We start from the raw sequence: 16808 nt of genomic DNA, 5'->3' as shown, positions 1-16808 counted from the left end.
GGAGGTGAGCGGCGACATGGCCGATCGTGACGAGCCGACCGGAGCGTTGGTCCGTCCATACGCCGTGACCCGCGGTCGTACCCGCCCTCGCCTCGACATCGCGCTGGAGGCGCTCGTCGAGACGACGGTGCGCGGCCGCGCCGCTGCCAATGGCAACGGCGGTCAGGGTCGCGAGCACCAGTACATCGCTGCGCTGTGTGATGGACGTGTGCAGTCGCTCGCCGAGATCGCGGCGCGGATGCAGCTCCCGCTCGGTGTGGCCCGGGTGCTCATCGCCGACATGGCGACGGACGGCCTGGTCGCGGTCCACGAGCCGACCATCTTGGACGACTCGGACGACGCGGTGGGCACTGAACTGCTGGAGAGGGTGCTGAGTGGACTTCGCAGGCTCTGACATGTCGCACCGCCCGCCGACCCCGAGTGGGCGCGTGACGTCGGCGAAGATCGTTATCGCCGGGGGATTCGGCGTCGGCAAGACGACGCTGGTCGGCTCGGTCTCGGAGATCACGCCGCTGACGACCGAGGCCATCATGACCTCCGCCGGCGTGGGCGTCGACGACACCCGGCAGGTGCCGGGCAAGACGACGACCACGGTGGCGATGGACTTCGGCCGCATCTCGATCGACCGTGACCTGATCCTGTACCTGTTCGGTACGCCGGGTCAGACCCGGTTCTGGTTCATGTGGGACGAGTTGGTCCGTGGCGCGATCGGCGCGGTCGTGCTGGTGGACACCCGCCGACTGGCCGACTGCTTCGCGGCGATCGACTTCTTCGAGCACCGGCGGCTGCCGTACCTGGTGGCCATCAACTGCTTCGACGGGATGCAGTACCACGATCCGCAGGACGTCCGGGACGCGCTCGCGATCTCCGGGGACGTGCCGGTGGTGGCCTGCGACGCCCGCAACCGGGAGTCGACGAAGCACGTGCTGATCTCGCTGGTCGAGTACGTGCTGACCATGCGGCGCTCGCGCGCCGTGGCGCCGGCCTGATCGACGCGACCCGCGCCCGGTGGCCTCGGCCGCCACCGGGCGCTCGTCGCTGTCCAGGTCACGGGGGCGAGGGCCTGACCCGAGGGGTGGGCCGTCCCGCGCTGCCGGGCGCCCTCGGGGTTGCCCGTCGGCGCGGGGTCAGGACACCCGCGTCCAGGCACCCGCGCTGACGGTGTAGACGCCCAGCGAGCCCTGGTCCATGCCGCCGTGCCGGATGGGGGTGAAGGAGTACATCCCCGCCATCCCCTCGGTGACCTGGTTCTGAAGGAACGCGCGGATCCGTCCACGGTCGACGCTGGTGGAGAGCCGGGCCGCGTCGGCGATCAGCTGCACCGCGTCGGACGCGTACGGGGCGAAGCCGCTGAACCCGCCGTGCAGCTGCACGTAGCGGTAGACGAACTCCTTGCGCTCCAACGCCGACATGGTGGTGTTGGCGAGCATCGCCCCGCCCAGCGAGGTCGGGTGCACGGCGTACGCGCCCTCCAGGAGGGCCGCGTTCCCGCCCTCCAGGGTCTGCTCCGCCACCGCGCCCGCGTCGAGGAACACCGGCCCGTCGTAGCCGGCCCGGCGCAGCGCCCCGACGGCGGCGGCCGAGTCGGGGGCGGTCGCCCACACCACCACGCCGTCGGGGCGGGTGCCCGCCGTCGCGCGGGCCGCCCGGCGGAAGTCCCCGCCGGTGCGGGGCAGCCGGGTGGCGGAGGCCAGCGCCACGCCGGCCGTGCGCAGGGCACCTCTCATCGCCCGTACGCCCGAATCGCCGTGCAGGCCGTCCGCCGCCAGCAGGGCGACCCGGGAGAGCCGCTGCGAGGCGATGAGCCGGGCGAGCCGACGGGCCATGTCGCCGGCGTCCGGAGTCATCTTGTAGACGTACGTCCGCTGCGCCAGCGGCAGCACGATCCCGTCGCCGAAGGCGAGCGAGAGGAACGGCACCCGCTCCTTCTGCGCCACCTGGACCAGAGCCATCGAGGTCTCGGCCATGGTGCCGCCGAGCAGGGCGTGCACGCCGGTGTCGCGGGCCAGCGCGGTGGCCTGCCGGGCCGCCAACGCGGGATCGCCGGCGTTGTCGCGTACCTCGAGCCGTACGGCGCGGCGGAGGTTCCCGATCGGGACACCCTTGGCGTTGAGCGATTCGAGGGTGATCTCCAACGCCCGCTGCTGGATTACGCCGAGCGCGGCGCCGGGCCCGGTCAGCTCCAGGCTGACCCCGATCAGCAGCTCCTGGCCGCCCGGCGCGACCGTCGTGGCGGGATCGTCCGCGCCCGCCTCGCCCCGCCCGCAGGCGCTGAGCAGGAGCGTGCCCGCCGTCGCGGCCAGCAGGCCACGGCGGGTGAACGCGGAGGAGCCGGTTGCCGATGTCGCCATGAGTCGCCTTCCCACCCGACGACCCCTGCCGCCGGCTGTTCCGCCGGTATGCTCCCGGCCGCCGCGAGGTGGCGTCAAATTATCCGGGTGTGGGCATGAACACGCAGGTGGGAGGCGATTTCCCGGCGGTCAGGAGCGGTAGCTGGCGGAGCGGTACTCGTATTCCCGGTCGTCGTCGCGGTCGCCCGTGTCACGGGTGAAGTCCCAGCCTCCGGCGGCTTCGCGACCGGGTCGACCGCCCACCGCGAATCCGCCGATCTCCTGCCCGCGGCGCCAGCCACGGAAGTAGCCGGTGGTGTTCTCGGCGAGGCTCGCCGCGTCGCGGACGATCCGCAGTGGTCGCTCGTCCCGCAGCGGGGAGCCGGGGACGAGGTTGGCCTGGGGGACCCGCTTCGGCAGCCCGGCCGGCGTCTCGGCGCCGACCGCCGGGCGGGCGGCCTGCTCGGCGGCCTGCCAGCCGGTGTCCGCGGTGGTGGACCAGTCCAGGTTGGACTCGTCGTCGTGCCCCACGAACCAGGCGGACTTGGCCTGGGCGAAGATCAGCAGGTCGCCGTCGCCCTCGTCGGACACCGGCGGAGGTCGGCGCTCGACCGGGGGCGCCGGCCGGTACTCGGCCGCGGGCCGCTCGTCACGGGGGACAGGTCGGCCACCGCGTGCGGCCTCCTCGCGGTCGACCAGCCGCAGCGGAGGCGTCTCGGGCTGCGCGTCCGGGGCCGGGCCCGTCGCGCCGCTCAGCGCGCGGTCGGCCAGCGGCGGCGGCTCGACCAACCGCAGCACCGGAGGCTCCTGGGGCAGGTCGTCGGCCAGCCAGGGCGGGGTGACCCGGCGCTCCGCCCCCGGATCGGTCGGGGCGTCGACGCCGCGCCCGCCGCGCTCTCCGTAGGAGTTGGCGACCGGGTTCTTGGCGGAGCTGTCGGCCGGGTCCTCCGGGTTGTTGACCAGCGGCCAGTTCGCCCGGGAGCCGGGCGGAGCGGCCTCCGTGCGGGCGGCCGGAGTGGTCTCCTGGTCCGGCCGGGGCGTGGGCACGGGAACGCTGAGGTCGGTGGCGCTGAAACCGCCCGTGGGCGGGGCGGGCTCGACGTTCGTCTTCGGCCGGGGCGGGATCACGGTGCGCTGGCGCTCGGCGCGGGCGTTCTGGATCGCCGCGGTGGTCAGGGTCGGGCGGAACGGCTCGCCCGCCTCGGCCGGCGGCACCGCGCCACGCTGCGCCGGGGCGATGGGGGTGATCCCCGGCGGCGGAGGCGGCGGCGCGGACACCGGGCGGTTGGCCGGACCGTCGATCCGGCTCGGCAGCGCTCCGGGCCGCGAGGGGGGCGCGGAGACCGGGGGACCGGCGACCGCAGCCGGCGTGACCGGCGTCGGCGCGACCGGGGGTGGGGTGACGGGGGCCGGAGCGACCGGCGGCGGGCCGAGCGGCCGGGGGGTCGGGGGCGCCGTCGTGCCGGAGACGGGCTCGGGCCGGCTGCGGCGGCCACCGCCCGGGGCGGGCTCGGGTTCGGCGGGCCGCAGGGGACGCGGAGCGGCACCGGTGGGGGCGAGGCCGGGCAGGCCACCGCCGGTGGGAGTCAGGCCGGGCAGCGCGCCGGCGGGGGCGCGACCGGGCACGTCGCCGAGCGGCTCGCCGTGGCGGGTCGCGGCGCGGCGGCCCGGGGCCGGCGTGGCGGGCGCGCCCACCCGCTCGTTGAGCGCGCCGACCAGGGCCTGGCAGCCGGCGTCGCAGGCCCGGACGGAGGCGACGGCCTGCCGTACGGTGTCGGCCACCGCGGAGGTGAGGGCGCGGTTGACGGTGGCGCGCCGGGGCGTCTCGCTGATGGCGACCCGCAGGGCGGTCACCGCCGAGGTGAGTTCGTCGGCGTCGGCGACCCCGTCGGCGGCGAGACGCGTCGCGACCGCCTCCGCCGGGGCGTCGCCGCCGCGACCCACGGTGCCGGTCAGCATGCCGGGCTCGGGCAGCGCGTCCAGCACCGCCAGCGAGACCGGCTCGGCCGGGTCCGGGTACGCGCGCAACGCGGCCGGGTAGAGCTCGCGCAGCACCTCCCGCAGCGCGACGGCGGCGGAGTGCCGACCGCTGGCCAGGGCGGCGTGCGCGGCGAGGACCTGCTTGTAGCCGGCGAGGTCCCGGGGGGCCGGGAGGGTGACGGCGGAGAGGGCGCCGGCCTGCAGGGCGCGGGCCAGGCCGACGGCACGCCGCTCGGCCGGGGGCGACTGCATCTCCTCCAGGGAGTCGTCGTCGGCGAAGCGTTCGGCGAAGTCGTCGACGGAGTCGTCGTCCGCGATCGCCAGTGGACGACCCGCCGCGCTGAGCAGCGAGGTGACCGTGTGGTCGTCGCTGTCGGCGGCGATGGCCGCACCGCTCGGCCCGCCCGACCGCTCCACGAGCAGCGCGACCAGCTGGGCGTAGCCAGCGGGGTCGTCGCCGATCTCGCAGACATGCAGCAGACGGCCTGCGTCGTCGACCACAGCGGACGTCAGCGTCGAACCGGCCGAGACCGGTCGGTCGGCCGGATCCGCCGAGGCCAGACCGCAGTACACGCGCACGAGCGCCACGGCGTCGTCCTCCTCCCGGGACACAAGGCTTTCACTGCCAGAGACTGATGCTCCCCGTAAAGGGTCAGTCGCGCCAGTCCACGACCGCAGAGATCTTTCCGACAATGGTGCGCCAACCCAGACTTGCGGTTTGTGCCCCGATTTTCTTCAGTCGGCGCCGCCCGAAGAAGCCGCCCACGCCGCCGTCGACCGTGGCGCGCAGCGCCTCGTCGAGATCGTCCAGGCTGGAGCCGGCGGAGAGCATGTCCAGCACCGCGGGCAGCCGCAGCGCGTACGCCAGGTCGCGGGCCACCTCGCCGGCCTCGATGAGCAGCGTCGGGTCCCAGGTGTCGTGCCCGCCGCGGAGGTTCTCGACCACCAGGTCGAGCTCGTAGACGTCCTCGTCGAGCGGCGCGATGTCGGCCGGCTCCACCCGTTCGGACAGTTCATTCCAGCTGTCCAGCTGAGACAGGTCGTTGGGCGCCCCGGATCGGACGAAACTGACCAGCGACTCGGGCGTCTTGAAGAGCAGCAGCTTCCCGCGGTGGCTGAGGAAGACCGGCACCTCCTCGTCGCCCGCCTCGTCCTCGTCCTCGTCGGAGTCGGCCTTGGCGTCCTCGTCGTCGGTCGCGTCGCGGCGGCGGCCCTTGGCCTCCTCCTCGTCGCTCTCGGCGAACTCCTGGGCGACCTCCTCGTCGAGGATGACGACGGCCTCGTCGTCGTCCTCCTCTTCCTCCTCGGCGACCTGGCGGCGCGCCAGGAACGGGTCGTCCTGGTCGCGCTCGGCGACGTCGGTCGGGGTCAGCTCCCGAGCCGGGCGGTAGGCCCGCAGCGTGTAGCCGGTGCCGGCGGGCAGCGCGATCTCCACCGGGTCGATCCGCAGCTCGTCCCAGAGGGCGCGGGCGGCCTCGGCAGAGACGGTTGCGGTGCCGGACTCGGCCGGGGCGTCGGCGTCGTCGAGCTCGGGCTCGTCGGCGTCGGGCCGTTGGGGCGACTGGCGGGCCACGCTGACCTCCGTGTGCTTCGGGTTGCCCACCCGTCGGCGTCCGCCGCCGACGAGTGACTCTGGGCACATACCCTAGTGGGCGTCTCCGGGAGACCGGTGCCCGCACCCCGGTGGCGGTCCGGCCCGCCGACAAGTAGCGTTGCTACGCATGAAGGCCCAGGCGCTGCACGGACACCTCGACGCGCTGCTGCTCGCGGTGCTCGAGCAGGGTCCGCTGCACGGCTACGCGATCATCGAGGCGCTGCGCAGCCGCAGCGACGGCCAGCTCGACCTGCCGACCGGCACCATCTACCCGGCGCTGCGTCGGCTGGAGCGGGCCGGTCACGTGGCCAGCACCTGGAGCACCGTCAACGGGCGGGAGCGGCGGACGTACCAGCTCACCGACGACGGCCGGCGGGCGCTGGCCGGCGAGCGGTCGGGGTGGCACGAGTTCCGCTCCACCGTCGGTCGCTTCCTCGACACCGACACCCCGCCGACCGCCCCGGCCTGACCGCCGGTTTCAGCGGGTGGCGAGCAGCCAGGTGTGTGCGGCCCGGCCGAGCCAGAGGTAGCCGGCGGCGGCCACCACCGCGCCGATGATCATGGGCGGCCAGGTGAGCGCGGCGTCCCAGAGGCCGATCGACCACGCGAAGAGGGCCGAGCCGGCCAGCACGCCGAGGGCGAGGACCCCGGTGAGGGCCGTCCCCACCGCCCGGTCCACGGCACGCCCGCGCAGCGCCGACCGCCCGGCCGGCAGCAGCCCGATCGCGGCCAGCACGAACGCCGCCGCCCAGATCCAGCCCACCGACGCCGACAGCAGCTGGTAGGCGGCCGGCGGCGGGGAGCCGTCCCAGCTCGCCCCCTGCCAGGTGAGGTCGCCGGCGACGAACGCGACCGTGGCGAGCGCGACGACCCGAAGCGACAGCCCGCGCAGCGCACCCGCCGCCAGCTCCGCCTGGTAGGCCGGGGCGAGCTCCGCCGGCGCGCCGAACTCGGCCACCGCCCGGCGCTGCGCCTCCGCCGCCGGCAGCCCACTCTCCCGGTACGCGTCGACGGCGTCCAACAGCCCGTGCCGCGCCTCGGCCAGCAGGTCGGACCTGAGGCGGCGCGGCCCCCGCAGACGCGCGCCCAGCTCCCGCAGCCGTTCCTCCACGATCGTCGCGCCGTTCTCGCCCCGCATGGCCCCACCCTGTCACGGGGGCGCCGCGGACGTCGTCGGGGAGAACCCTGGCCCCGACCCGGATCCGGGCGGACGGGCGTCAGGGGCGCAGCGCCAGGTACCCGCGTTCGGCCGCCTCCTGGATCAGCCACTGGTCCCGGTACCAGCCGGGGGTCGCGACCAGCTCGGCGTGCCGGCCGCGCTGGGCCACCCGCCCGGCGTCCAGGACCACGATCTCGTCGAGCCCGGCGAGCCCGCTGAGCCGGTGGCTGATCAGCAGTACGGAGTGCCCGGCCGGGGTGGCGGCCAGCGCGGAGGCGAGCACCGCGTCGGCGGCGGCGGGATCGAGCCCCTCGGTCGGCTCGTCGAGCACCAGCACACCCGGGGCCGCGAGCAGCGCCCGGGCCAGCGCGAGCCGCTGCCGCTGGCCGCCGGAGAGCTGACCGCCCTCCTCTCCGACCACGGTGTCCCAGCCGTCGGGCTGCTCGCGTACCCAGTCCAGCAGCCCGGCCGCCGCGGTGGCCGCCGCCAGCTCCTCCTCGTCGGCGCCGGGCCGCCCGAGCAGCAGGTTCTCCCGCACCGAGGCGTGGAAGACGTACGCCTCGGCGAGCAGCCCGCCGACGGCGCGGGGCAGCTCCTCGGCCCGGTACGCCGACAGCTCCCGCCCGTCGAGGGTGATCCGCCCGTGCGTGGGGCGCACCGCGCCGGTGAGTACGGCGGCCAGCGTGCTCTTGCCGGCGCCGCTGGGCCCGACCACCGCCACCCGTCGGCCGGGCGGCAGGTCGAGGCCGAACCCGTCCAGGGCGGGCGGGGCACCCTCCCGGTACCGGACGGTGACGTTCTCGAACCGCACCTCGTACGGCCCGGGGCCGAGCTCGGCGCCGCCGGAGGCGGCCGGACCGGCCGGGGCCTCCAGCAGGGCGGCGACCCGGGTCAGGCCGGTCCGGAGCTGGGTCCACTGCCGGGCGGCCCCGACCAGGGCCAGCGCGATCTCCACGGCGGCGAGCGTGCCGACCGCCAGGACGCCGACCAGCACCCCGTCCACGCCGTCGGCGAGCGCGGCGAGCACCACCGCCCCGGCGGTCAGCCCGGCCACCAGCACCCCGGCCGCGTCGACCGCGAAGCCGGTGGCGGCGAGCCGCCGCTCCAACCGGGCCAGCCGTTCCGCCCGCGCCCCGGCCGCCTCCAGAGCGTGCCCGGTGGCGCCGAACGCGGCCAGGTCGGCGGCGCCGTGGGTGAGGTCGACCGCGTCGGTGGCGAGGGCGCCGCGCAGCGGCGCCAGTTCGGCGGCGGCGCGGCGGGTCAGCGCGGTGGCCAGCACGGGCAGCGCGACCCCGGCGAGCAGCAGCCCGACCGCGAGCACCCCGGCGGCGGCCGGCGACATCAGTGCCGCCCCGCCGACCGCGAGCACGCCGACCAGCGCCGCCGCCGAGGCCGGCACCAGCACCCGCAGCAGCAGGTCCTGCACCGCCTCCACGTCGGAGACGAGCCGGCTCAGCGCGTCGCCGGAGCGCTGCCGTGCCGCCGGGCTGGCGGCGAGGGCGCCGAAGACCCGGGCCCGGACGTCGGTGATCAACCGCAGCACGGCGTCGTGCCCGGCGAGTCGTTCGGTGTAGCGGAGCACGCCCCGGCTGATCGCCAGCGCCCGGACCGCCACGATCGCCACGGTGAGGCGGTCCAGCGGGGGCCGTTCGGCGGCGCTCATCAGCAGCCAGGTCGCGGTGGCCATCAGGGCGAGGGCGGCGAACTCGGTGGCGGCGGCGAGCAGCCCGGCGCCGAGCAGCCGGTTCAGGTACGGCCGGGCCAACCGCAGCACGGCCCGCTCGGCGGAGCCGGCACGTCCCGCCCCGGGCCGGTCGTCGGTCATCGGGTGGCCTCCCCGGCCGCCGTGGGCGTCAGTTCCGTGACCCGGCCGTCCTCGATCCGCAGGATCCGGTCGGCGTCGGCGAGCAGCGCCGGCCGGTGCGCCACCAGCAGCGCCGTCCGGCCGGCCACCAGGCGGCGGGTGGCGTCGAGGACGACGGCCTCGGCGGCGGTGTCCAGCCGGGCGGTCGGCTCGTCGAGCAGCACCACGGGCGCGTCCCGCAGGAACGCGCGGGCCAGGGCGACCCGCTGCCGTTGCCCGCTGGACAGGCCGTGCCCGCGCTCGCCGAGCACGGTGTCGAGCCCGTCGGGCAGCCCGGCGACCACGTCGTCCAGGGCGGCGTCGTGGACCGCCGTGGCGAGCGCCGCGTCCGGGGTGTCCGGGGCGCCGAGCCGGATGTTGTCGGCCAGTGAGGCGGCGAACAGGTGGGCCCGCTGCGGCACCCAGGCCACCTGGCGGCGCCAGCCGTCGGCGTCGGCGTCGGCCAGGTCGACCCCGCCCACGGTGACCCGGCCGGCGGTCGGTGTGACGAAGCCGAGCAGGAGGCCGAGCAGGGTGCTCTTGCCGGCGCCGCTGGGGCCGATCACGGCGACGCGTTCGCCCGGCCGGATGGTCAGCGTGACGTCGCGCAGGGCGGTGGTCCGCTCGTACCGCACGGTCACCGCCTCGAACCGGATCTCGCCGCGGCCGTCGGGGACGGCCGCGCCCTCGCCGGGCGCCGGCGCGGGGGCGGCGGCCGACAGGGTGAGGGCCTCGTCCAGCGCGGTGAGCCCCTCCATGCTGGCGTGGAACCGGGCGCCGGCCGCTCGCAGCGGCAGGTACGCCTCCGGGGTGAGCAGCAGCACCAGCAGCGCGGTCTGGAGGGTCAGCCCGCCGCCGAGCAGCCGTACGCCCACCGGCACGGCGACCAGCGCCACGGAGAGGGTGGCGACCAGCTCCAGCACCAGCGCGGACAGGAACGCGATCCGCAGCGTCTTCATGGTCGCGACCCGGTGGCCGTCGGCCATCCGGCGGACCACCTCGGTCTGCGCCCGCGCCCGGCCGAACGCGCGCAGCGTGGGCAGCCCGGCGACCATGTCGAGGAAGTGCCCGCCGAGCAGGGAGAGCCGTCGCCACTGCCGCTCGGTGGCGGCCTGCGCCTGCCAGCCGAGCAGCGCGCCGAAGATCGGGATCAGCGGCAGGGTCACCGCGATGATCAGCGCCGAGCTCCAGTCGGCGACGAAGATCCGGGCCAGCACGGCGACCGGCACGGTGACGCTGAGCACCAGCTGCGGCAGGTAGCCGGTGAAGTAGGCGTCCAGCGCGTCCAGCCCGCGCCCGGTCAGCGTGGCGAGCTGCCCGGCGCGCTGCCCGGCGACCCAGCCGGGGCCGTGTCGCCCGACCGACGCGAGCAGGTCGGCCCGCAGCGCCGCCTTGACCGTCGCCGCGACCCGCGCCGACACCGTGCCCTGCGCCCAGACCAGCAGCGAGCGGGCGGCCACCGCGGTGGCGAAGCCGGCCAGCGCGGGCCGGTCGAGCCGTCCTTCGAACGCGGTCGCCAGCAGCGCGGCCAGCGTCGTGGCCTGCGCGACGACCAACCCCGCGGCCAGCACGCCGAGTAGCGCGAGCATGGCGAGGTCGCGCCGGGCCCCCGGGACCCGGCGCAGCAGACGCGGGTCGAAGGGACGGCGGTTCACCAGTACACCGGTGCCCTGCCGTCGGTCCGTCCCCGGAACACCCACCAGCACATCGCCTGAAAGCCTAGTAGGGCCGGCAGGAGCGGCAGCGTCAGCCAGCCCAGCAGCCGCAGCGTGGGTGTGCTCGCCGCCGCGTCGGCCACGGTCAGTGACGCCCCCGGGTCGACCGTGGAGACCAGCGCGTAGGGCCAGATGGTCGCCCCGACCAGCGCCACCGGCAGGGCCAGGGCCGCGCAGGTGGCGGCGAAGGCCAGCCCGGGCCGCCGCCGCGCAACCGCTGCGCGGGCCGTCAGCAGCGCCGTGACCAGCAACGACAGCAGCAGTACGGCCACCAGCGGCTGCTGTGCGGCGGCGCGTACGTCGGCGGAGAGCAGGCCGAGGGCGGTGGCCGCGCCGACGGTGGTCAGCGCCACCGGGACGAGCCGGGCGGCCAGCCGCCCGACCGGCGCGGCGTCGGCGGCGGGCAGTCGCAGCGTGAGAAAGGTCGCACCGTGCAGCGCGACCAGCGCGGCGACGGCGAGCGCGGCGGCGGCCACGAACGGGGTGAAGAGGTGGGTCACCCCGGCGACGTGGCCGTCGGCGCGCAGCGGTACGCCCTGGAGCAGCCCGGCCAGCACGGCACCCCAGCCCAGCGCGGCGAGCGCGCTGCCGACGACCACGATCCGGTCCCACCGGGTGCGGGCGCGCTGCCCGGCCGGTCGGCTGCGCAGCTGCACGCCGGCGGTCACCAGCACGACCCCGGTCAACGCGCACAGCACCGCCGGATAGAAGCCGGAGAGCAGTTCCCCCTCCAGCACCGGGAAGGCGCCGAACAGGATGCCGACGGCGGCCACCAGCCAGACCTCGTTGCCGAGGAAGAACGGGCCGACCGCGTTGAGCGCGGCGCGCCGGCGGGCCGGGTCGGTGTCGCGGGCGAGCAGCAGGCCGACGCCGTAGTCGTACCCGCCGAGCACCAGGTAGACGGCGAAGAAGAGGCCGAGCAGGGCGTACCAGGCGAGTTCCACGGTCGTCTCCTCAGGCGAAGGCGGGCTCGGGGTGGGGGTCGGCCGGCGGCTGGTCCGGTTGCCGGCCCAGGGCCGGGTCGTGGGCGCCCCGGGCGGCGTGCCGCGCCAGCAGCACCCAGTTGGTGACGGCGAGGGTGCCGAGCAGCAGGCTGAAGCCGATCAGCGAGGTGAGCATCAGCCAGGGGCTGACCGGCGACACGGCCTGCTCCACGGGCAGCAGCCCGTACGCGGCCCAGGGCTGGCGGCCGACCTCGCGGGCGATCCAGCCGAGGATGAGCGCGACGAACGGCAGCGGCAGGGCGAACTGGAGGATCCACAGCGGGACGCGCAGCCGGATCACCCAGTCCCGCCAGAGCAGTGGGAGCATCAGCCAGAGCAGACCGAGGGTGAAACCGATCAGGATCATGAAACCGAGGCCGACGTTGGCGAGGGCCGGCGGGGTGTAGTCGCCGGGGCCGAACCGGGCGGTCCAGTCGGCGATCAGCGGCGCGGCGGCGGGGTCGTCGCCGAACTTGGTCGGCTGCACGTCACCGATCGCGAAGAACTGGGCGAAGCCGAAGCCCTGCACGAAGGAGATCGCCACCGCCGAGGTGACCAGCCCGATCCGCAGCCCCTTGCGGTGCAGCGCGAAGTCGGGGGTGCGCCGGACCAGGTGCCACGCGCTGACCGCCGCCATCAGCATCCCGCCGACCAGCAGCGCCGCCGTGACGACGTGCCCGAGGGCCATGCGGAAGGTGGGGTTGTCCAGCAGCGCGGAGAAGTCGGTGAGGTGGGCGACGCCGTCGCGCACCTCGTAGCCGACCGGGTTCTGCAGCCAGGAGTTCGCCACCATGATCCAGAACGCCGAGGCGTACGCGGTGATCGCGACGCCCCAGAGCAGGGCGAGGTGGACGCCCCGACGCAGCCGGTGCCAGCCGAAGATCCACATGCCGAGGAACGTCGACTCCAGGAAGAAGGCGACCAGCGTCTCGATGGCCAGCGGCGCGCCGAAGACGTTGCCGACGTAGCGCGACAGCCCGCTCCAGTTCAGCCCGAACTGGAACTCCATCACGATGCCGGTGGCGATCCCGAGCACGTAATTGATCACGTAGAGCTGGCCCCAGAACCGGGTCAGCCGCTCGTAGACCGGCTTGTTCGTGATCACCCAGGCGGTCTGGAGATAGACCAGCAGGGTCACCAGGCCGAGGGTCACCGCCACGAAGAGGAAGTGGATCGACGTGGTGGTGGCGAACTGCAGGCGGGCGAGGAGCAGGGTGTCCATGGCCGGCTCTCCGTACGGTTGGCTCACTTGTCGTAGCGAGCCTACACGTAGATTGCCTACACATGACTACTATGGCCCGTCGTAGTGGATCCTACGACGACTTGTAGTAGCTGTGGGGGAGCAGCGACGGCGGGTCGCGTCGCCACCCGGACGGGCCTCGTCCAGCATGGCGGGACGCGCTCCACGCAGCGGTAACCGCCGATATCGCAAGGGCGGGCCGAGCCCCCGGGAGGCCGCTCGCGGGCGGGGCGGAGTTCAGCTCAGGAAGAGGGAGACCGGCAGGGCGGCCACGTTGGTCGCCACGGTCAGCGCGGCGGTCCCGAGCAGCCGGGGCGGCCGGCCGGCGACCAGCAGCCGCTGCACCCGTACGTCGAGATCCCGGTCGCCCACCCCGAGGGCGCCCGCCGGAGTGATCCGGTTGCCGGCGGCGGCGAAGCGGCGCAGCGCACCGGCGAGCGGCGCGTCGGCGTGCGCCTCCCGGGCCTTGTCGTCGGCCCGCATCTCGACCAGCAGGGCGACCCGGTCGTGCGCCTCGCGGACCCACGCGAACCACGGCAGCGCCCGGCTGAGCGCGGTGAACGGCAGCAGCACCAGGTCGTGGCGTTCCTGGGCGTGCGCCCGCTCGTGGGCGAGCACGGCCGCCAGTTCGGCGGGGTCCAGCAGGTCGAGGGTGCCCGCGCTGACCACCACCCGGGGCCGCATCCCCGGCAGGCAGTACGCCGCGGCGCTCGGGTGGTCGAGCACCAGCGCCCCGGGCACCGTCGGGTCCCGCCGCGCGACCAGGGCGAGCAGGTCCCGGTGCCGGCGCTGGGCGCGTACGGTGCCGTGGATGCTGCGGACGGTCGTGGCCAGCAGGACCGCGCCGATGCCGAGGCCCACCCCGACGGCGGCCAGGTGCGGCGCACCCAGCCCGACGGGCAGGGTGCCGTGGGCGAGGTCCGTGGCGAGGGTGACCAGGGCGCTGCCGGTCGGGCGGTCGTAGGCGGCCAGGCCCAGCGCGATCGGCACGCCCATGGCGGAGAGCCCGAGGGCCAGCCCGACCGCCTGCCAGCAGACGATCGCCACGCGGGGGCTGCGCCACGTCCAGGTGGAGCGGGACAGCACCTGCGCGGTCAGCCAGCAGGCCAGCATCGACGCGGCGAAGTGCAGGGCGTACGCCACGACCGCCGCCCTACCTGTCCGCTGCCTTGTCGGTCCGGGGCGGCAGGCCGTCGACCGACGGCGCCTCGACCCGGTCGGTCAGCGCGCTCCCGTCGTGCCCGGTCGCCCCGGCCTCGGCCCCGAGGGCGGCGCGCAGCACCTCGGCCTCGGTGCCGGTCACCGAGCGGGCGAAGCGCACCAGCGCGGCGTCGCGGCTGCCGCCGAGGTCGAGGGCGTCGAGCATGAGCTGGGCGATGTACGCCTCACGGCTGGCGGCGGCCCGGTAACGCCAGGCCCGCCCCTCCCGTTCGCGCTGCACCATGCCCTTGCCGGCGAGCCGGTCCAGCACGGTCATCACCGTCGTGTACGCCAGCTCGCGGCCGTCCAGCGCGTCGGCCACCTCGCGCACGGTGATCCCGTCCGAGGTGCCCGGGACCGAGTCCCACAAGACGTCCATCACCGCGCGTTCGAGATCACCAAGCCGAGTCACGCCGCAATCCTACCCCCGGTAGTAGACCCACCCCGCCCCGCACACCCGCCCCGCCCGGAGCGGGCGGGGCGCCCCGGAAAACCCCAGGACAGCGAACAGTCACACCCCCTTGGGATGCCAGACCGTCTTCGTCTCCAGCAGGGTGGTCATCCGGGTGATGCCCGGGTCGGCGGACCAGTCGTGGTCGGCCGGGGCCGGCCGGAGCACCCGCTTGAGGTTCTGCGCCGCCTTGACCTCCAGCTCCACCGCCAGTTCGGCGTCGGTCACGCCGGTCAGGTCGATGGCGTTGACGTCCATATGGGCGGCCAGCGCCGGCACGGTCTCGGCGATCCGCCCGGTGAGCAGGTTGACCACGCCGCCGGGCAGGTCGGAGGTGGCGAGCACCTCGGCCAGGGTCACCGCCGCCAGGGGCTGCGTCGGCGAGGTGGCCACCACCACGGTGTTGCCGGTGACGATCGCCGGGGCGATCACGCTGACCAGGCCGAGCAGCGCCGGCGACTCGGGGGCGACCACGGCCACCACGCCGGTCGGTTCGGGCGCCGACAGGTTGAAGTACGGCCCGGCGACCGGATTGGCGCCGCCGTAGACCTGGGGGAGCTTGTCGGACCAGCCGGCGTACCAGACCCAGCGGTCCACGGCCGCGTCGACCTCGTCGCCGGGCACGCCGAGGGCGACGAACTGCTCGCGCCGGCCCTCCAGCATCTCGGCGACCCGGTAGAGGATCTGACCCCGGTTGTACGCGGTCGCCCCGGCCCAGCCCTTCACGGCGGCGCGGGCGGCGACGACGGCGTCCCGCGCGTCCTTGCGGGAGGCCAGGGAGACATTCGCGTCCTGCACGAGATACGACCGTCCCGACTCGCTGCGCGGGAACTTCCCGCCGATGAAGAGCTTGTACGTCTTGCGTACCGCAACCCGCTCAGACATTGAGGTAGCCCTCCAGCCCGTGCCGGCCGCCCTCGCGACCGTAGCCCGACTCCTTGTAGCCGCCGAACGGCGAGGTGGGGTCGAACTTGTTGAACGTGTTGGCCCAGACCACGCCGGCGCGCAGCCGGTCGGCCATCCACAGGATCCGGGAGCCCTTGTCGGTCCAGATCCCGGCCGACAGCCCGTACGGCGTGTTGTTGGCCTTCTCGACGGCCTCCGCCGGGGTGCGGAACGTCAGCACGGACAGCACCGGGCCGAAGATCTCCTCGCGGGCGATCCGGTGTGCCTGGGTGACCCCGGTGAAGATCGTCGGGGCGAACCAGAAGCCGCGCTCCGGCAGCTCGCACGACGGCGACCAGCGCTCGGCGCCCTCGGCGGACCCGGCGTCGGACAGCTCCCGGATCCGCGCGAGCTGCGCGGCCGAGTTGATCGCCCCGATGTCGGTGTTCTTGTCCAGCGGGTCACCGACGCGCAGCTGGGCCATCCGCCGCTTCAGCGACTCCAGCACCCGGTCGGCGACGTTCTCCTGGATCAGCAGCCGCGAGCCGGCGCAGCAGACGTGCCCCTGGTTGAAGAAGATGCCGTTGACGATGCCCTCGACGGCCTGGTCGACGGGGGCATCGTCGAAGACGATGTTGGCCGCCTTGCCGCCCAGCTCCAGGGTGAGCTTCTTGCGGGTTCCGGCCACGGCGCGGGCGATGGCCCGGCCCACCTCGGTCGAGCCGGTGAAGGCGACCTTGTCCACGCCCGGGTGCTCGACCAGCGCGCGGCCGGTGTCGCCGGCGCCCGTGACGATGTTGACCACACCGGCGGGCAGGTCGGCCTGCTGGCAGATCTCGGCGAAGAGCAGCGCGGTCAGCGGGGTCGTCTCGGCCGGCTTCAGCACCACCGTGTTGCCGGCGGCCAGCGCCGGGGCGATCTTCCACGCCAGCATCAGCAGGGGGAAGTTCCACGGGATGACCTGCGCGGCCACGCCCAGCGGCCTCGGATCGGGGCCGAAGCCGGCGTGTTCCAGCTTGTCGGCCCAGCCGGCGTAGTAGAAGAAGTGCGCGGCGACCAGCGGCAGGTCGACGTCGCGGGACTCCTTGATCGGCTTGCCGTTGTCCAGCGACTCCAGCACGGCCAGCTCGCGCGAGCGCTCCTGGATGATCCGGGCGATCCGGAACAGGTACTTCGCCCGGTCCCGGCCCGGCATGGGGCCCCAGACCTTCTCGTACGCGGCCCGGGCGGCGCGGACGGCGCGTTCCACGTCCTGCGCGCCGGCCTCGGCGACCTCGGCGAGCACCTCCTCGGAGGCCGGGTTGACCGTCTTGAACGTGCCGCCGTCGGCAGGGTCGACGAAGTCACCGTCGACGAAGAGCCCGTAGGAGGCCTTGAGGTCCACCACCGAGCGGGACTCGGGGGCGGGTGCGTATTCGAACATCGGCT

15 protein-coding genes are annotated in these 16808 nt (G+C 75.0%); 3 read left to right on the top strand and 12 right to left on the bottom strand.

Annotated features, from left to right (window positions below):
• Positions 1 to 16: 16 nt before the first annotated feature.
• Both GA0070610_RS23525 and GA0070610_RS23520 read left to right on the top strand, forming a co-directional pair.
• On the top strand, positions 17 to 394 hold the full coding sequence (locus GA0070610_RS23525; protein ID WP_030329021.1) for a DUF742 domain-containing protein: 378 nt from the start codon (positions 17 to 19) through the stop codon (positions 392 to 394).
• A gap of 1 nt (position 395) precedes the next feature.
• Positions 396 to 989, top strand: coding sequence for a GTP-binding protein (locus GA0070610_RS23520; RefSeq protein ID WP_089002065.1), 594 nt, complete (start codon positions 396 to 398; stop codon positions 987 to 989).
• A 138-nt stretch (positions 990 to 1127) separates the two neighbouring features.
• Here the strand turns inward: GA0070610_RS23520 and GA0070610_RS23515 are convergent, their stop codons facing one another.
• The 3 genes from GA0070610_RS23515 to GA0070610_RS23505 all read right to left on the bottom strand — a co-directional run bounded on the left by GA0070610_RS23515 (position 1128) and on the right by GA0070610_RS23505 (position 5913).
• The gene (locus GA0070610_RS23515; protein WP_089002064.1) at positions 1128 to 2351 is read right to left on the bottom strand and encodes an ABC transporter substrate-binding protein; all 1224 of its coding nucleotides are present in this window, start codon (positions 2349 to 2351) and stop codon (positions 1128 to 1130) included.
• Between the two features lie 129 nt (positions 2352 to 2480).
• On the bottom strand, positions 2481 to 4922 hold the full coding sequence (locus GA0070610_RS23510; RefSeq protein ID WP_089002063.1) for a transposase: 2442 nt from the start codon (positions 4920 to 4922) through the stop codon (positions 2481 to 2483).
• A gap of 40 nt (positions 4923 to 4962) precedes the next feature.
• On the bottom strand, positions 4963 to 5913 hold the full coding sequence (locus GA0070610_RS23505) for a DNA primase (protein WP_089002062.1): 951 nt from the start codon (positions 5911 to 5913) through the stop codon (positions 4963 to 4965).
• A gap of 118 nt (positions 5914 to 6031) precedes the next feature.
• Here GA0070610_RS23505 and GA0070610_RS23500 point away from each other — a divergent pair, with 118 nt between their 5' ends.
• Complete coding sequence (locus tag GA0070610_RS23500; RefSeq protein ID WP_089002061.1) at positions 6032 to 6373, top strand: PadR family transcriptional regulator; 342 nt, start codon at positions 6032 to 6034, stop codon at positions 6371 to 6373.
• Between the two features lie 9 nt (positions 6374 to 6382).
• On the opposite strand, the gene GA0070610_RS23495 is transcribed toward GA0070610_RS23500, so the two are convergent.
• From GA0070610_RS23495 to GA0070610_RS23455, 9 genes are all read right to left on the bottom strand, one after another.
• Positions 6383 to 7042 carry a permease prefix domain 1-containing protein gene (locus tag GA0070610_RS23495; protein WP_089002060.1) on the bottom strand — a complete coding sequence of 220 codons (660 nt, stop codon included), beginning with the start codon at positions 7040 to 7042 and terminating at the stop codon, positions 6383 to 6385.
• Between the two features lie 79 nt (positions 7043 to 7121).
• On the bottom strand, positions 7122 to 8888 hold the full coding sequence (gene cydC / locus GA0070610_RS23490; RefSeq protein ID WP_089002059.1) for a thiol reductant ABC exporter subunit CydC: 1767 nt from the start codon (positions 8886 to 8888) through the stop codon (positions 7122 to 7124).
• A complete protein-coding gene (cydD, locus tag GA0070610_RS23485; RefSeq protein WP_089002058.1) occupies positions 8885 to 10561 on the bottom strand; it encodes a thiol reductant ABC exporter subunit CydD in 1677 nt (558 codons plus the stop codon). Before cydD ends, cydC begins: the two co-directional genes overlap by 4 nt.
• Entirely contained in the window at positions 10558 to 11565 is a 1008-nt protein-coding gene (locus GA0070610_RS23480; RefSeq protein WP_089002057.1) for a cytochrome d ubiquinol oxidase subunit II, read from the bottom strand. The genes cydD and GA0070610_RS23480 overlap by 4 nt, the downstream gene beginning before the upstream one ends.
• Before the next feature lie 10 nt (positions 11566 to 11575).
• The gene (locus GA0070610_RS23475; RefSeq protein WP_089002056.1) at positions 11576 to 12826 is read right to left on the bottom strand and encodes a cytochrome ubiquinol oxidase subunit I; all 1251 of its coding nucleotides are present in this window, start codon (positions 12824 to 12826) and stop codon (positions 11576 to 11578) included.
• Between the two features lie 255 nt (positions 12827 to 13081).
• Entirely contained in the window at positions 13082 to 13987 is a 906-nt protein-coding gene (locus tag GA0070610_RS23470; protein WP_089002055.1) for a M56 family metallopeptidase, read from the bottom strand.
• A 10-nt stretch (positions 13988 to 13997) separates the two neighbouring features.
• The gene (locus GA0070610_RS23465; protein WP_089002054.1) at positions 13998 to 14456 is read right to left on the bottom strand and encodes a BlaI/MecI/CopY family transcriptional regulator; all 459 of its coding nucleotides are present in this window, start codon (positions 14454 to 14456) and stop codon (positions 13998 to 14000) included.
• Between the two features lie 99 nt (positions 14457 to 14555).
• Entirely contained in the window at positions 14556 to 15380 is an 825-nt protein-coding gene (locus GA0070610_RS23460) for an aldehyde dehydrogenase family protein (RefSeq protein ID WP_089002053.1), read from the bottom strand.
• Entirely contained in the window at positions 15373 to 16803 is a 1431-nt protein-coding gene (locus GA0070610_RS23455; protein WP_089002052.1) for an aldehyde dehydrogenase family protein, read from the bottom strand. The genes GA0070610_RS23460 and GA0070610_RS23455 overlap by 8 nt, the downstream gene beginning before the upstream one ends.
• Positions 16804 to 16808: the final 5 nt, after the last annotated feature.

The sequence above is a fragment of the Micromonospora echinofusca genome, assembly GCF_900091445.1.
GTDB classification, from domain to species: Bacteria; Actinomycetota; Actinomycetes; order Mycobacteriales; family Micromonosporaceae; genus Micromonospora; species Micromonospora echinofusca.
This window is presented reverse-complemented; position numbering and strand designations above follow the sequence as displayed.

Bases quoted from the DNA above. Each gene is read 5' to 3' on its own strand.
- GA0070610_RS23515 (WP_089002064.1), bottom strand. From the start codon at position 2,351: ATGGCGACATCGGCAACCGGCTCCTCCGCGTTCACCCGCCGTGGCCTG.
- GA0070610_RS23500 (WP_089002061.1), top strand. From the start codon at position 6,032: ATGAAGGCCCAGGCGCTGCACGGACACCTCGACGCGCTGCTGCTCGCG.
- GA0070610_RS23455 (WP_089002052.1), bottom strand. From the start codon at position 16,803: ATGTTCGAATACGCACCCGCCCCCGAGTCCCGCTCGGTGGTGGACCTC.
- GA0070610_RS23520 (WP_089002065.1), top strand. From the start codon at position 396: ATGTCGCACCGCCCGCCGACCCCGAGTGGGCGCGTGACGTCGGCGAAG.
- cydC (WP_089002059.1), bottom strand. From the start codon at position 8,888: ATGACCGACGACCGGCCCGGGGCGGGACGTGCCGGCTCCGCCGAGCGG.
- GA0070610_RS23460 (WP_089002053.1), bottom strand. From the start codon at position 15,380: ATGTCTGAGCGGGTTGCGGTACGCAAGACGTACAAGCTCTTCATCGGC.
- GA0070610_RS23525 (WP_030329021.1), top strand. From the start codon at position 17: ATGGCCGATCGTGACGAGCCGACCGGAGCGTTGGTCCGTCCATACGCC.
- GA0070610_RS23475 (WP_089002056.1), bottom strand. From the start codon at position 12,826: ATGGACACCCTGCTCCTCGCCCGCCTGCAGTTCGCCACCACCACGTCG.
- GA0070610_RS23495 (WP_089002060.1), bottom strand. From the start codon at position 7,042: ATGCGGGGCGAGAACGGCGCGACGATCGTGGAGGAACGGCTGCGGGAG.